We start from the raw sequence: 15,220 nt of genomic DNA on the forward strand, positions 1-15,220 counted from the left end.
CTACCCGCTTACTCGTAGTCGCTGATCGGCGCGCAGCCGCAGAACAGGTTGCGGTCGCCATACACATTGTCGGCGCGACCGACCGGCGGCCAGTACTTCTGCTTGCGCAGCGACGCCACCGGGAAGGCGGCCACCTCGCGGCTGTACTTGTGCTCCCAGACGTCGGCGGTGACCACTTCGGCCGTGTGCGGCGCACCCTTGAGCGGGTTGTCCATGCGGTCGTACTCGCCGCGCTCGACCTTGACGATCTCGGCGTGGATCGCAATCATGGCGTCGATGAAGCGGTCCATCTCGGCCTTCGATTCGCTTTCGGTCGGCTCGATCATCAGGGTGCCCGGCACCGGGAAGCTCATCGTCGGCGCATGGAAACCGAAGTCCATCAGGCGCTTGGCCACGTCTTCGTTGCTGATGCCGGTGGCGTCGGTGATCGGACGCAGATCCAGGATGCACTCGTGCGCCACCAGGCCGTCGTGGCCCGTGTACAGCACCGGATAGTGCGGCGCCAGGCGGCGCGCGATGTAGTTGGCCGCCAGGATCGCCGTTTCGGTGGCTGCCGTCAGGCCTTCGCCGCCCATCATCGCGATGTACATCCACGAAATCGGCAAGATGCTGGCCGAGCCGAACGGCGCCGCGCTGACCGCGCCAATGCCGGCTTCGTCGCGCGTGTAGCCGCTCGAACGCTGGTTCGGCAAGAACTTGGCCAGGTGCGCGCCCACGCCGATGGGACCGACGCCAGGGCCGCCGCCGCCGTGCGGGATGCAGAAGGTCTTGTGCAGGTTCAGGTGGCTCACGTCGCCGCCGAAGCTGCCCGGCGCGGCCACGCCGACCAGCGCGTTCATGTTGGCGCCATCGATGTAGACCTGGCCGCCGTGCGAGTGGATGATCTCGCACAGCTCGGCAATGCCTTCCTCGAACACGCCGTGGGTCGACGGGTAGGTGACCATCACGCAGGCCAGGTTGGCGCTGTGCTGTTCGGCCTTGGCGCGCAGGTCCGCCAGGTCGACGTTGCCGCTGTCGTCGCAGGCGGTGACGACCACCTTCATGCCGACCATGTTGGCCGACGCCGGGTTGGTGCCGTGCGCCGACGATGGAATCAGGCAAATGTTGCGGTGGCCTTCGCCGCGCGATTCATGGTAAGCCTTGATCACCAGGAGGCCCGCGTACTCGCCCTGCGAGCCGGCGTTCGGCTGCAGCGACACGGCGGCGTAACCGGTCAGCGCGCACAGCATGTCTTCCAGCTGGCCGATCATTTCGCGGTAGCCGACCGTTTGCGCGTCCGGTGCGAACGGGTGGATATTGGAGAATTCGGGCCAGGTGACCGGGATCATTTCGCTGGTCGCATTGAGCTTCATGGTGCACGACCCAAGCGGGATCATGGTGCGGTCCAGCGCCAGGTCCTTGTCGGCCAGGCCGCGCAGGTAGCGCAGCATTTCGTGTTCCGCGTGGTAGCGGTTGAAGGTCGGGTGGGTCAGGTAGGCGCTGGTACGGGCCAGCGCTTCCGGATAGGCATCCTGCGCGCTCGCATCAAACGCGTCGAAGTCCGGCGAAGCAGGGGAGCTCGAGACGCCCTGGGCGAAAATGGTCCACAGCAGCGCGATGTCTTCGCGGGTGGTGGTTTCGTCGAGCGAAATGCCGACGTGGCCGGCGTCGACCTTGCGCAGGTTCACGCCATGCTCGGTGGCAATCGCGTGCAGTTCGGCCGCGCGCGCGCTCTTGATGGTGAGCGTGTCGAAGTAGGTCTTGTTGACGACGTCGTAGCCGAGCTGGCCGAGTTTGGCGGCCAGGATGGCGGTGAAGCGGTGCACGCGCCGGGCGATGCGCTGCAAGCCTTCAGGGCCGTGGTAGACCGCGTACATCGACGCCATCACCGCCAGCAGCACCTGCGCGGTGCAGATGTTGGACGTGGCTTTTTCGCGGCGGATGTGCTGCTCGCGCGTTTGCAGCGCCAGGCGGTATGCCTTGTTGCCCTGGGCGTCGATGGTCACGCCCACCAGGCGGCCGGCCATGCTGCGCTTGAATTCGTCGCGCGTGGCCAGGTAGCCGGCGTGCGGGCCGCCGAAACCGAGCGGCACGCCGAAACGCTGGCTGTTGCCGACGACGACGTCGCAGCCCCAGTTGCCCGGCGGCGCCAGCAGGGTCAATGCCAGCAGGTCGGCGGCGGCGATCACCATGGCGCCGGCCGCGTGCAGTTTTTCGACGGCGGCGCGGTAGTCGCGCACGTCGCCGTTCACGCCCGGGTACTGGATCAGCACACCGAAGCATGGTTCGGACAGCCCGCCGATGTCGGCCGCCGCGATGGTGCGCACTTCCACGCCGATCGGCTGGGCGCGCGTCTGCACCACTTCCAGCGTTTGCGGCAGCACGTCGTCGGCCACGTAGAACACGTTCGAGGCCGACTTGCCGACGCGCTGGATCAGCGTCATCGCTTCAGCGGCGGCGGTGCCTTCGTCGAGCATCGACGAGTTGGCGATGCCCATGCCGGTCAGGTCGGTGATCATTTGCTGGAAGTTCAGGATCGCTTCCAGGCGGCCTTGCGAAATCTCGGGCTGGTAGGGCGTGTAGGCGGTGTACCAGGCCGGGTTTTCAAAGATATTGCGCAGGATGACGCCTGGCGTATGGCTGTTGAAGTAGCCCTGGCCGATCATCGACTTCATGACCTTGTTCTTGGCGGCCAGCGCCTTGAGTTTGCCCAGCGCAGCCTGTTCCGGCATCGGGTCGAAGAACTGGCCCAGTTCCAGCTTGCTCTTCTTGCGGATGTTGGCGGGCACGATGGCGTCGATCAGCGCCGCGCGCGACGGATAGCCGAGCGTGGCCAGCATGGCTGCCTGTTCGGCGGTGGCCGGGCCGATATGGCGCGGGATGAACGAGTCGCGTGCTTCGAGTTGGGTCAGGCTGGTGCGGGTCATGGTAGTCGGGGCCGAAAAAGGACTGCCGCCGGCGCGGTGCGGCGGCGAACTGAAAGGAAAAGGCCGCCGGCGGGCGGCGGCCAGGAGTTTTATTCCGCGGTGGCTTTGCCGTAGGCGGCGGCGTCGAGCAGGCCGTTGATGGCGCCGGCGTCGCTAGGTTTGAGCTTGAACAGCCAGGCCGCGAAGGCGTCGGTGTTGATCGAGTCCGGCGCGTCGGCGACGGCGTCGTTGACGGCGATGCACTCGCCCGACACCGGCGCGTAGATGTCGCTGGCGGCCTTGACCGATTCGACCACGGCGGCGTCGTCGCCGGCGGTGAAGACCTTGCCCACTTTCGGCAGTTCGACGAAGACGATGTCGCCCAGCGCGTCCTGCGCATATTCGGTGATGCCGACGGTGAGGGTGCCGTCAGCTTCGGCGCGCACCCATTCGTGGGACTCGGTGTATTTCAGGTCGGCTGGGATGTTCATAATGTTTGCTCCAAGAGGTCGCGGTCGATGTAAATACTACTAATTGGTGTGTGTTGCCCCGATCAGGCAGCGAGGATTTTACCGTTTCGCACGAACGGCAGCTTGACGACGCTGGCGGCCAGCTTTTTGTCGCGGATTTCGACGTGCACGGTGTCGCCCACGGCCACACCCATCGGCACGCGTGCCAGGGCGATCGCTTCCTGCATGGTCGGGCTGAAGGTGCCGCTGGTGATTTCGCCGGTGGTGCCGTCAGCGGCCACCACTTTCTGGTGCGCGCGCAGGATGCCGCCTTTTTCGCGCAGGATCAGGCCCACGAATTGAAAGTTCTGGCCCATCGCTTTGAGCGCGGTCTTGCCGATGAAGTCGCGCTCGGCGTTCAGGTCGACGGTCCAGGCCAAGCCGGCGTCGAGCGGGTTGACCGTGTCGTCCATGTCCTGGCCGTACAGGTTCATGCCCGCTTCCAGGCGCAGCGTGTCGCGCGCGCCCAGGCCGGCCGGCTTGACGCCGGCGGCCACCAGCGCGTTCCACAACGCGTCGGCCTGGGAAGCAGGGAAGGCCAGTTCGAATCCATCTTCGCCAGTGTAACCGGTGCGCGCCACCATCACTTCGCCGAAGGCGGTGTCCTTGACGATGACGGCATTGAACGGTTTCAGGGGCTCGCAGGCGCCCTGGGTGGTCGGCAGCACCTGCCATACCTTGGCGCGCGCATTCGGGCCCTGGACGGCGATCAGCGCCATCGGCGCGTTGCCGTCGCGGCGCTCGGTGATGGTCACGCCGCTCTTGGTGGCGTCGTTCCGGGCGCCGATCCAGGCCACGTCTTTTTCGGCGGTGCCGGCGTTGACGACCAGGCGGAACCAGGTCTCGCTGAAGAAGTAGACGATCAGGTCGTCGATGACGAAGCCTTGCGGATTGAGCATGCACGAATACAGTGCCTTGCCGGCCACCTGCAGCTTGTCGACGTTATTGGCCAGCAGGGAGCGCAGGAAAGGGCGGGCATTGTCGCCTTCGATATCGACCACGCACATGTGCGACACGTCGAACATGCCGACGTCGCCGCGCACGGCCTGGTGTTCTTCGATTTGCGAGCCGTAGTTGACGGGCATGTCCCAGCCGCCGAAATCGACCATCTTGGCGCCGGCGGCGCGGTGTGCGGAATTGAGCGGGGTCGCTTTAAGCGTCATGGAATCCTCAAGGCAGAGTGAATGGGGGTACGACGAGCAGACGTGGAGCGGCTCTTGCCGTTCCTGAATGCTTCGCGCCCCTCTGTCCTTGGTACCTGAGAGATAGCGGATGATGCTCCGCCTGCCCCTTCGGTGGGCCGCCGGCATGGTGCCGCGGCCGCTCTCCAGAGTTCAGCCGGGGGCGCTGTGCGCCGCCGACCCCTGACCGGTCCTTTTGCCTGAGAGTTTTTGGGTGATGCCCCTTCGGCGGCAGCGTGCGCTGCCCTCTCCCGATCAAGACTGTGGAGGATATGCCAGCAGGGCGTAACTGTCAACCTTGTGGGGGCGCGCACGAATGAGCTACCCGTTGAAAACCATGCTTGTCCCGATTTGTTAAAATAATTCATCTACTTTGCGAGCATACAGCCATGAGCGAAGAAAAAACGATCCAACAGACTGATGCCTGGTTCACTTTGTCGGGCGATGTGAACAGCGATATGGTGCATCGCGTGTTCGAGGCGGTGTCCGGCATGAGCGAGAACGGCGTCGAAACGGCGCACGTGCTGATCCAGTCGAACGGCGGCTACGTCAGCGACGGGCTTTGCCTGTACAACGTCCTGTCGAACTCGCCGGTCAAGTTCGTCATGTACAACGCCGGGGCGGTGGCGTCGATCGCCGTCATCCTGTTCTTGTCCGGCACGCGGCGCTACGCCAGCGAAACGGCGCGCTTCATGGTGCACAAGTCGCATGCGACGGCCTCGCCCGGCGCGCGTCCGGATGCGCTCAATATCATCGTCGAAGGCTTGCGCGCCGACGATGCGCGCACCGAATCGATTTTGCGCAAGCACATCGAGCTGCTGCCGGAGCAGTGGGCGATTCACCAGTATTCCGACCTGCACCTGACCGCGCGCGATGCCAAGATTGCCCGCGTGATCAATGACGTGGCCGACTTTGCGCCGCCGAAGGGCGTTCATATCCGCAATATCTGAACAAGTGAACCAGCAATTGTGACTGGCCGTGCCGGTCACAATGGGTGCTTGCGGCGCGCAGTTAAAAAAAGAGCCTGTCAACGGCCGGGCCGGTGCAGACTCTTTCTATTGCTTCCTGTTTAATTAGTGCATGGCGCCGCCCGGAAACCCGGCGACGCCTGCGTCATGCTAGCGATCAGCGTTTGTCGCCGCCGCCTTTGCTGCCGCTGCTGCTGCCGGAATTCGATCCGGACTGCTTGTTGCCCGAACCGGAACCGGACTGTTTCGAGCCGCTGTCCTTGTCGTCATTCTTGTGGCTTTGACGGCCGGCTTCCACGTGCTGCTCATGGGTTCCGCCCTGAGTGCCGCCGCCGGAGCGCGATCCGCTGCCGGAACCTTGCGAGCCCGATTGCTTGTTCGAGCTGGAACTATCGCTTTGCTTGTTGCCCTGACCGCTTTTCTGATTCGAGTTCATGTTCATTCCTTTTGAAAGTTTGAAAATGTCGTGCTCGCCGGTGATGCTGAAGAGGCACTCTCTTCAGCGTTTCCGGTGACATCATCATGCGAGCCGCACCGTTGAAGAGGTATCGGAATTTACCTTGCACTCGTGTAGGAGTAGTTCCTACAGGATTGCAATTAATGCAGCAAAGAAATCGCCCGTTGTCGCGCGCTCAGCGGCGCACTGTCAGTGACGCACGTTCAGTGGCGCGGCGGCGCCTGTCCGGCGCGGGCCGCCTCGACCGCGGCGTTGACGGCGAGGATGGTGGTCTGGAAGGCGACGGCATCGATAATGCGGCTCAGCCGGGCCAGCCGGGCCGCCGCATCGCCAGCTCCTGCACCCGCGGTCCGTGGCGCCGGCAAGGCGCGCGCCGCGTTGCCCTCGCCATGCATGGGGAGGGCAACGCCGCACTGCGCGCTGCGCTCGATGGCACGCACGATCAGCCCATTGCCCGCGACCGTCAACGTCGCCGCTCCAGGCTTGCGCCGCACCTGGACGGGAGGCGTTACCATCGCTGCCTTGATCCACAGCCCCAACAGCACGGCCCCGGCCGCGTTGGCGCCTATGCAAAACCAGACCCACAGGCGGGCCGCGGCGTAATCGGCCTCGGCGCGCGCGGCGCTGTCGTCTGCCATGATGCCGGTCAAGGGACCCAAAGTTTCGCTTAAACTTTGGACCGCCGGCGCCGTTACCGCTTTCATCTGTTCAAGCTGACTGAGCAGTACAATGGACAGCCAGACGCCCAGCCCGACCAGAACGGCAAAGCCCAGATACAGGGTGAGCTTGAGATCGTGGCGGCGGATCGTTACCATGGCTAGTCCTCAAGAAATAAATTGCTGCGTGGAATTGTAATTATGTTAGAGAAACTTTTTATTTCGGGTTTGTTTTTCATCAACAGTCCAAATGACGAAAATCGGCTTTTGCTTTAGGGAAAAGCAAGAATGGTCATGAAAATAAGGCGATTGAACAAAAAATAACGCTTTGTTTCAAATTTTCCCGTTGCCAGTCGGCAATAATGTGAGAGAATGTTTGTTATGGCAAAAGATCTCTAACCCCCCCCCAACGAGCAGACAATGGCTCCACCTTCACCATCCGCCGCAGCAAGGAAGACTGGTCCGTCGCGCCACGAGCTGTTGGAGGCGCTTGTCGTGACCGTGACCAAGCATGCCAACGACCACTTGATGGCCGTGGCGACGCGTCTCGTTGCGGCGTTGCTTGATGTGACCGACCCGGCGCTCGATGCGCGCGCCGTGTTTCAGCGGGTAAAGTCGGGGAATCTGCTAAAAAACAACACCTACGCCTTCTTTCATGTCGCTGCCGCCGGTATCGGACGCGCCATGCGTGCCGAGGTCGACGTGCTGTTGCCGCCGCTTAAAAAGTCCACGATGGCCTTGCCCGCCGCGCTGGAACTGGTGCCCTACGAGGAAATGGACAGCCGCGTCGCTTTCGATGCCATCAGCCGTCCCTTCGAAATGCAGTATGCGACCCAGATCGCCACCCTCAATGTGCGCCTCGGCTTCCTGCTCGAGCGCGACGTGCTGCGCATCAGTCAGAATCCCTTCCGTCCCGAAATGTTCCTGTCGGCCCTGCAGCAAGCCTGGCGCGAGTTCGAGCCGGACGAGGAGGCCCACGGGCTGATCCTGCCGATGCTGCGCCCGTCGCTGCTGTTCGACTTCGCGCCGATGTACGACGCGCTGTGCGACCTGCTGATGAACAAGGGTGTCCAGCCCGGCTCGGTGGACGCCTTCAAGATCAAGAAAACCGAAAGCGCGGCCGCGGCCAAAAAAGCGCGCGCCAGCGGCCAGGCCGAACTGGCCAAGCAGCTGCGCCAGTTCCTGCGCGACGAGGATGATGCGCCGGCGGCCGCGTCCGCCTTCGACATCCCGATGATTCCCGACCTGCCGGCCATGGCGCCATCGGCCGGCGGCTGGCGTCCGAGCGGCGCCGCCGCCTTCCATGGCGCGCCAGGCGGCGAGGCGGGCGAGGCCAGCGTGCCGGCCGCGCCGTGGCATGGCGGCCCGGCGCACCAGGGCGGCGCGCCGGCGCAGGGCAGCCACGCCGCAGGCGGCTTCGCGCCGGCCCAGTTTGCCGGAGGCGGCGGCATTGCCGCGGGCGGCTTCGGCCAGGTCATGGATGGCGGCCAGGTGATGGTTCCCGCCTCCCTGCTCGAAGTGCTCAAGGGCTTGCAGGGCCGCATGCCGGAACAGTTCAGCAACGTGGCGCCGACCCCGGCCGAGGCGCAGGCGGGCAATGTGTTTTATTTGCCGCGCTTGAAGGAAAGCATTCCAAAAGGATCACTGTCGCGCGGCGATGAAAGCACCATCGACCTGCTGTCGAAGATTTTCGAGACGGTGTTGCTCGACCCGAACATTCCCAAGGATTCGCGCGACCTGATCCAGTCGCTGCAAATTCCGGTGCTCAAGGCGGCGCTGGCCGACAAGAATTTCTTCTTCGAGGAAACGCACCCGGCGCGCCGCATGATCGACCTGATGTCGACCATGGGCCTGGAGCAGCGCTCCGGCCCGGACGATCCGCTGTTCCAGGTCATGCAGCGCGGCGTGGAGCGGGTCGGGCGCGACCAGGATGACGGCGGCGCGCCGGCCGACGTGTTTTCGGAAGTGGTGGCCGAGCTCGAAGAAACCATCAAGGCCGAGGAAACGGCGGCCGCGACCGCCATCGCGGCGCCGATCGCCGCCGCATTGCGCCAGGAAAAAGTCACCGCCGCAACCCGTTCGGCGAAGAGCGCGGTCGCGGCGCGGGTCGGCAGCGGGCAGGTGGTGGCCATGCTGGAAACCTTCCTTGAAAACAAGTGGACCTCCGTGATGACGGTCGCCTACAGCGTTGAGGATGACAAGCCAGGCGCGGTCGGCAATGCCACCAAGACCATGGATGAACTGATCTGGAGCGTGAAGCCGAAGATCACGCACGAACAGCGGCGCGACCTGATCGGCAAGCTGCCGAGCCTGCTCGCCACCCTGAACAAATGGCTCGACGTCATCAAGTGGCAGGATGCCGACCGCATCCAGTTCTTTGCCGACCTGGCGGAGTGCCACGCGTCAATAGTGCGCGCGCCGCTCGACATCACGCCGGAACGCCAGCTCGAAATCGCCGTCGAAGTCGCCCAGCAAGACGCAATGCGCCGGCTGGAAAAGGAAAACGAAGCCCTGGCCGCGGCCGAAGAAGCGGCTCACGTCGAGCTGGACGATGCCGAACTGGGCGTCGACGCCCTCGAACGCAATATGTGGATCGAATTCACCGATCCGGACGGCAGCATCCGCAAGGTCAAGCTGGCATGGATCAGCCCGCTGCGCACCCTGTACATCTTCTCGACCGGGGCGCGGCAGGAAGCGTTTTCCCTCTCGTCCGACAAGCTCATCGAAGCCTACCGCGCCCAGCGCGTACGCGTCATGAAGGTCGAAGGCGTGGTCGGCCGCGCACTGTCGCAGGCAATGGACGAGGCGCTCGGCGACGCGGAAAAAACGGCGCAGTCGGTCGCTGCCTGAGGCAGGCGTGTTCCGTTAGTATTCGCACATTGTTTACATTCGCGTATCATTCGGGCCGGGCCTGAGCGGGCGTTGCACAGTTTCTGTACTGCCGCCCATGCCCGGCTTTGTTCACTACCGGCTTTTGTCTATGAATTGGTATCACCTTACCGCGCTCGGCGGCATCGCCGTCACCGCACCCCTGGGTATCGCCATTGCTGTCTGGCTCGCCGCCGCCCACTGCCGCCGCCGCGCCCTGTACTGGTGCCTGCTGTTCGGCGCCACCATGTTGATCGTCATCGGCAGCAAGATCGCCTTCCTCGGCTGGGGCGTCGGCATCGAAGCGCTGCATTTCGCCGGCTTTAGCGGCCACGCCGCGCGCGCCGCGGCCGTGTTTCCGGTGGCCGCCTACCTGGCCCTGTGCGGACGCACCAAGATGTGGCGCTACGTCGCGGTCAGCGTGGGGCTGGCGCTGGCGCTGGGCGTCACGCTCTCGCGCGTGATGGTCGAAACCCACAGCAGCTCGGAAGCGATTCTGGGCTGCCTGCTCGGACTGGCCTGCGCCGCCGGTTTCATCGCGCTGGTGCGCTCGAACCGCCAGTTTCAGCCCAGCTTGACCCTGATCGCGCTGACCTTGGCCGTGCTGTGCATTCCGTACAAGGGCGAATCGCATAATTCCCAGCAGTGGATGACGGGTCTGGCGCTCGGCCTGTCCGGGGCCGACCGCGTCTACACGACAGCCACCTGGGGCCCGACGCGCAATCCTTACTCCCCGCCGTGCCCCAAAGCCGAGCGCTACTTCAACTACGTCTGTTTTTAAGGTGAAATGTTGAGCGTACTGAGTCGTTTTTGTTGCCGCAACCCGTAAAACCGTCATTCCCGCGCCGGCGGGAATCCAAGGCCCCTTCGCTCAGCAAAGAACTCCGCCCCGGCCCCACGCCTCATCCCCCCGAAAACATGACAACAAATGGTATGATGGACACCTTTAGGATTCCCGAGCTAGCTATACAACGTGCGCCTGTCTTCCATTAAATTGTCGGGATTTAAGTCATTCGTCGATCCCACCAATTTCCAGGTGCCGGGGCAGCTGGTTGGCGTGGTCGGTCCCAATGGTTGCGGCAAGTCGAACATCATCGACGCGGTGCGCTGGGTGCTGGGCGAATCGAAGGCTTCCGAGCTGCGCGGCGAGTCCATGCAGGACGTCATTTTCAACGGCTCGACCCACCGCAAGCCGGCCGGGCGCGCCTCGGTCGAACTGGTGTTCGACAATAACGACGGCAAGGCTTCCGGCCAGTGGGGCCAGTATGCCGAAATCGCCGTCAAGCGCACCCTCACGCGCGACGGCACCTCGACCTACTACATCAACAGCCAGCCGGTGCGCCGGCGCGACATCCAGGATATTTTCCTCGGCACGGGCCTCGGCCCGCGCGCCTACGCCATCATCGGCCAAGGCATGATCTCGCGCATCATCGAGTCGCGCCCGGAAGAGCTGCGCGTCTTCCTCGAAGAAGCGGCCGGCGTGTCGAAGTACAAGGAACGCCGGCGCGAAACCGAAAACCGCTTGGGCGACACGCGCGAAAACCTGCTGCGGGTGGAAGACATCCTGCGCGAACTGAACGCCAACCTCGAAAAGCTCGAAGCGCAGGCGGTCGTCGCCAACAAATTCCATTCGCTGCAGGCGGACCAGGAAGAAAAACAAAAGCTTCTCTGGCTGCTGCGCAAGAACGAAGCGCAGACCGAGCAGAATCGCTACTTCCGCGAGATGGAGCAGGCCCAGACCGATCTGGAAGAGCAGACGGCCAAGCTGCGCCACGTCGAACTCGATCTCGAACACATGCGCCAGGCGCATTTTTCGGTGGGCGACCGCCTGCACACGGCGCAGGGCCACCTGTACCAGACCAACTCGGAAATCGGCAGCCTGGAAGCGCAGATCAAGTTCGTCATCGAATCGCGCAGCCGCCTGCAAAACCAGCTGCTGGCGCTGAACGCCCAGCGCAACCAGTGGCAGACGCAGGGCCAGGATTACCAGCAGCAGATCGAGGAAGCCGAGTACCTGCTCGAAGAACTGGGCGGGAGGGTCGAGCAGTCGCAGATGAACGCCGAAGCCCAGGGCGAGCGCCTGCCGGACCTGGACGCCGCCTGGCGCGCGGCCCAGCACAAGACGACCGAATCGCGCGCCCGCATCATGCAGGCGCAGCAGCAGATCGAACTCGAATCGGCGCACCAGCGCAACGCTTCGAATATCCTCAATGGCCTGCAAACGCGGCGCGAGCGCCTGCAGCAGGAAAAGAACGGCCTTAATCTGCCCGACAGCAGCCATTTGGCCAACCTGCGCATGCAGCTGGAGGAAAAGCAGCAGGCGCTGGAAGAGCAGACCATGCTGCTCGAAGAAGCGACCGACCAGCAGCAGCGCACCGAAGAGGAACGCGCCGCCGCCCAGGCGCAGGTGAACGCCGAAACCGCTGCCAACGCGCAGCTGGAAGCGCGCCTGTCGGCCCTGAAGCAGTTGCAGGAACGCGTGCAAACACAGGGCAAGGTCCAGCCCTGGCTGCAAAAGCACGAACTCGATGCGCTGCCGCGCCTGTGGCAAAAGCTGGGCATCGAACAGGGCTGGGAAACGGCGCTTGAATCGGTGCTGCGCGAGCGCACCGGCGCGCTCGAAATGTCGAACATCGAATGGGCCAAGGCTTTTTTCAGCGATGCGCCGCCGGCCAAGCTGGCCCTGTACGCGCCATCGCTCGCCGGCGCCGTGCTGCCTGCCGAAACGCCGGGCCTCACATCGTTCGCCAGCCTGCTCAAGCTCAATGAACCGGGCCTGCGCGGGTTGTTGGGCGACTGGCTGCACAATGTCTTCGCCGCCGAAGACACGGCCAGCGCCTTTGCCGAACGCGCGCGCCTGCCGCAGGGCGGCTCCTTCATCACGCGTCAGGGCCACGTGGTGACCCAGTCGAGCGTGCGTTTCTACGCGGCCGATAGCGAGCAGGATGGCATGCTGGGGCGCCAGCAGGAGATCGACAACATCGGCAAGCAGCTGCGCGCGCAAACCATGCTGGCCGACGAAGCACGTGCCCGTGCGGTGCGCGCAGACGCCGCCATGTCGGACCTCACGCGGCGCCTGCAGGATGCGCGCCAGCGCGTGGCCACGCTCACGCAAGGCGTGCACGCGCTGCAGATCGAGGTGGTCAAGCAGTCCGAGGTCGAGGCGCGCTTCAACCAGCGCAGCACGCAGATCCAGGCCGACCTGGCCGAAATCGCGGCGCAGGAAGCCGAGCAGCAGCAGATCCGCATGGAATCCGAGGAAAAATTCGAGCAGCTCGACATGGAACTGGCCGAGCTGCAGGGCGCGCACGAAGATGGCCAGACCGAGTTCCTGAACCGCGAACAGGCGCTGACGGACGCGCGCGAAAAGCTGCGCGAGCTCGAGCGCGCGGCCCAGGAAGCGCAGTTCGCCGAAAAAACCCAGCGCAGCAAGATCGAGGAACTGCGCCGCAATATCGCCACCGCCACGCAGCAGGCGGCCCAGGTGGGCGAGAGCATCGCGGTCGGCCAGATGGAGCTCGAAGCGCTGGAAAGCGGCGCCGCCAGCGACGGCCTGCAAGAATTGCTGGACCGGCGCACCAGCCAGGAGCGCGCGCTGTCGGATGCGCGCCATGAGCTCGACCAGATCACGCAGCAGCTGCGTGCCGCCGAAGACACGCGCACCCAGTCCGAACGCAGCCTGCAGCCGCAGCGCGACAAGATCATGGAAATGCAGCTCAAGGAGCAGGCCGCGCGCCTGAACCAGGAGCAGTTCGCCGAAGCGCTGAAAACGGTCGATGCCGACGAAGCGGCGCTCTCCGAAAAGCTCCATCCCGACATGAAGCCGTCCTACCTGCAGGGCGAGGTGACGCGTTTGACGAATGCCATCGCGCTGCTGGGCGCCGTCAACCTGGCCGCGCTCGACGAGCTGGCGCAGGCGTCCGAGCGCAAGAACTTCCTCGACGCGCAGAACAATGACCTGAACGAGGCGATCATGACCCTGGAAGACGCGATCGCCCGCATCGACAAGGAAACGCGCGAGCTGCTGCAGGATACCTTCGACAAGGTCAATCACCATTTTTCGGAACTGTTCCCTATCCTCTTCGGCGGCGGCAACGCCAAGCTGGTGATGACGGGCGACGAAATTCTCGACTCCGGCGTGCAGGTCATGGCGCAGCCGCCGGGCAAAAAGAACGCCACCATCCACTTGCTGTCGGGCGGCGAAAAAGCGCTGACCGCGACCGCGCTGGTGTTCTCGATGTTCCGCCTCAATCCGGCGCCATTCTGCCTGCTCGACGAGGTCGACGCGCCGCTGGACGACGCGAACACCGAGCGATTCTGCCGCATGGTAAAACGGATGTCCGACCATACTCAATTCCTTTTCATTTCGCACAATAAAATTGCGATGGAAATGGCCAATCAACTGATCGGTGTGACGATGCAGGAGCAGGGCGTATCGCGCATTGTGGCGGTGGACATGGAGTCCGCCGCAAATTTTGCTACCGAGGCACAAGCAGCATGACAGATTTACAAATGAGCCTGATCGGTGCCAGCGGCGTATTCGTCGCCGGCGTCTTTGCATACAACAAATGGCAGGAGCACAAGGCCAAGAAGAGTGTCGAACGCGCCTTCTCGTCCGAGCATGACGATGTGCTGCTGCGTCCCGGCGACATCGTGCGCAGCGAGCCGACGTTCGACGTCAAGCCGGCCCCGGTGGGCGACGACACGCCTGCCGCGGCCCCCGTGCCGGTCGCAGCGCCGGTCGCAGCAGCACCGGCAGCGCGTTTCGACGACGAAGCGGCGCAGCCGGTCGCGCCGGTGGCGCCCGTGGCGGCGCCGGTGGAAGCACTGAGCCCGGCCACCGAGCTGGCCACCAGCCTGGTCGACCCGCTGATCGATGTGCTGATTCCGCTGGCGCTCGAAGCGCCGGTGCGGGGCGACAAAATCCTGCCGATCCTGCACACCCTGCGCCACGTCGGCAACAAGCCGGTGCACTTCATCGGCCTGCACGTCAACGGCGACTGGGAACCGATCGTCCATGGCGGCGTCTACACCAAGCTGCAGGCCGGCGTGCAGATGGCCAGCCGCACCACGGCGCTGAACGAACTCGAATACTCCGAACTGGTCACGCGCTTGCGCGCGGTGGCCGACGACATCGGCGCCGAGCCGGAAATTCCGGACATGATCGAAGTCATGGGCGAGTCGCGCACCTTGCACCGCTTCGTGGCCGGGCACGACGCCCAGCTGGGCGTGAACCTGATGTCGTACGGCGCGCCGTGGTCGATCGCCACCTTGATCGGCGCGCTGGAGAAGCAGGGCTTCGATGTGCGTCCCGACGGGCGCTACATCATGCCGGATGGCGACGGCGGCCAGCTGTTCACGCTGACCACCAACGTCACCCTCGGCGCCGACACCACTTCGCGCCTGACCTTGCTGCTGGACGTGCCATGCGTGGCGCCGGCGCGCGACGGCTTCGGCGCCATGCTCAATTGCGCCAAGGCGCTGGTGGGGCGGCTGGACGCCGTCATCGTCGACGACAGCGACCAGCCGCTGACCGACCAGGCGCTTGCCGAAATCAACAGCCAGGTACTCGATTTCTACCAGGAGATGGAAGCGGCCGACATTGCGGCCGGTTCGACGCGCGCCATGCGCTTGTTCAGCTAATAAAAAAGATCATCGTGACGACAACAACAACAGCAACGCAGGATAGCGATTAC

Annotated in this window: 10 protein-coding genes and 2 riboswitches; of the genes, 5 read left to right on the plus strand and 5 right to left on the minus strand. The window is 64.2% G+C overall.

All coding sequences use genetic code 11. The features are described 5' to 3' along the window. Nucleotides 1–8 precede the first annotated feature (8 nt). The 3 genes from gcvP to gcvT form a co-directional block, all read right to left on the minus strand. Entirely contained in the window at nucleotides 9–2,906 is a 2,898-nt protein-coding gene (gcvP, locus tag RBA40_RS10035) for an aminomethyl-transferring glycine dehydrogenase (RefSeq protein ID WP_306647767.1), read from the minus strand. A gap of 89 nt (nucleotides 2,907–2,995) precedes the next feature. Next, on the minus strand, nucleotides 2,996–3,376 hold the full coding sequence (gene gcvH / locus RBA40_RS10040; RefSeq protein ID WP_054262937.1) for a glycine cleavage system protein GcvH: 381 nt from the start codon (nucleotides 3,374–3,376) through the stop codon (nucleotides 2,996–2,998). A 62-nt stretch (nucleotides 3,377–3,438) separates the two neighbouring features. Further along, nucleotides 3,439–4,557 (minus strand): glycine cleavage system aminomethyltransferase GcvT, encoded by a 1,119-nt coding sequence (gene gcvT, locus RBA40_RS10045; protein WP_306647768.1) that lies wholly within the window; start codon nucleotides 4,555–4,557, stop codon nucleotides 3,439–3,441. Between the two features lie 72 nt (nucleotides 4,558–4,629). Continuing rightward, nucleotides 4,630–4,735: riboswitch (glycine riboswitch) on the minus strand. Nucleotides 4,736–4,753: 18 nt separating this feature from the next. Further along, nucleotides 4,754–4,839, minus strand: a riboswitch (glycine riboswitch). Nucleotides 4,840–4,964: 125 nt separating this feature from the next. Here gcvT and RBA40_RS10050 point away from each other — a divergent pair. Further along, the gene (locus tag RBA40_RS10050; protein WP_306647769.1) at nucleotides 4,965–5,525 is read left to right on the plus strand and encodes an ATP-dependent Clp protease proteolytic subunit; all 561 of its coding nucleotides are present in this window, start codon (nucleotides 4,965–4,967) and stop codon (nucleotides 5,523–5,525) included. A gap of 175 nt (nucleotides 5,526–5,700) precedes the next feature. Here the strand turns inward: RBA40_RS10050 and RBA40_RS10055 are convergent, their stop codons facing one another. Both RBA40_RS10055 and RBA40_RS33545 read right to left on the minus strand, forming a co-directional pair. Beyond that, nucleotides 5,701–5,979, minus strand: a complete 279-nt coding sequence (locus RBA40_RS10055) for a hypothetical protein (RefSeq protein ID WP_306647770.1) — start codon at nucleotides 5,977–5,979, stop codon at nucleotides 5,701–5,703. Between the two features lie 224 nt (nucleotides 5,980–6,203). After that, entirely contained in the window at nucleotides 6,204–6,815 is a 612-nt protein-coding gene (locus RBA40_RS33545; protein WP_374710474.1) for a methyl-accepting chemotaxis protein, read from the minus strand. Between the two features lie 261 nt (nucleotides 6,816–7,076). Here RBA40_RS33545 and RBA40_RS10065 point away from each other — a divergent pair, with 261 nt between their 5' ends. The 4 genes from RBA40_RS10065 to RBA40_RS10080 all read left to right on the plus strand — a co-directional run bounded on the left by RBA40_RS10065 (nucleotide 7,077) and on the right by RBA40_RS10080 (nucleotide 15,167). Continuing rightward, complete coding sequence (locus RBA40_RS10065; protein ID WP_306647771.1) at nucleotides 7,077–9,506, plus strand: DUF1631 family protein; 2,430 nt, start codon at nucleotides 7,077–7,079, stop codon at nucleotides 9,504–9,506. A gap of 130 nt (nucleotides 9,507–9,636) precedes the next feature. After that, a complete protein-coding gene (locus tag RBA40_RS10070) occupies nucleotides 9,637–10,305 on the plus strand; it encodes a phosphatase PAP2 family protein (RefSeq protein WP_306647772.1) in 669 nt (222 codons plus the stop codon). A gap of 192 nt (nucleotides 10,306–10,497) precedes the next feature. Further along, on the plus strand, nucleotides 10,498–14,025 hold the full coding sequence (gene smc / locus RBA40_RS10075) for a chromosome segregation protein SMC (protein ID WP_306647773.1): 3,528 nt from the start codon (nucleotides 10,498–10,500) through the stop codon (nucleotides 14,023–14,025). After that, nucleotides 14,022–15,167, plus strand: a complete 1,146-nt coding sequence (locus RBA40_RS10080) for a cell division protein ZipA C-terminal FtsZ-binding domain-containing protein (RefSeq protein WP_306647774.1) — start codon at nucleotides 14,022–14,024, stop codon at nucleotides 15,165–15,167. Before smc ends, RBA40_RS10080 begins: the two co-directional genes overlap by 4 nt. The last annotated feature ends 53 nt before the right edge of the window (nucleotides 15,168–15,220 follow it).

The organism is Massilia pseudoviolaceinigra (assembly GCF_030846505.1).
In the GTDB taxonomy this organism is placed as follows: domain Bacteria; phylum Pseudomonadota; class Gammaproteobacteria; order Burkholderiales; family Burkholderiaceae_D; genus Telluria_A; species Telluria_A violaceinigra.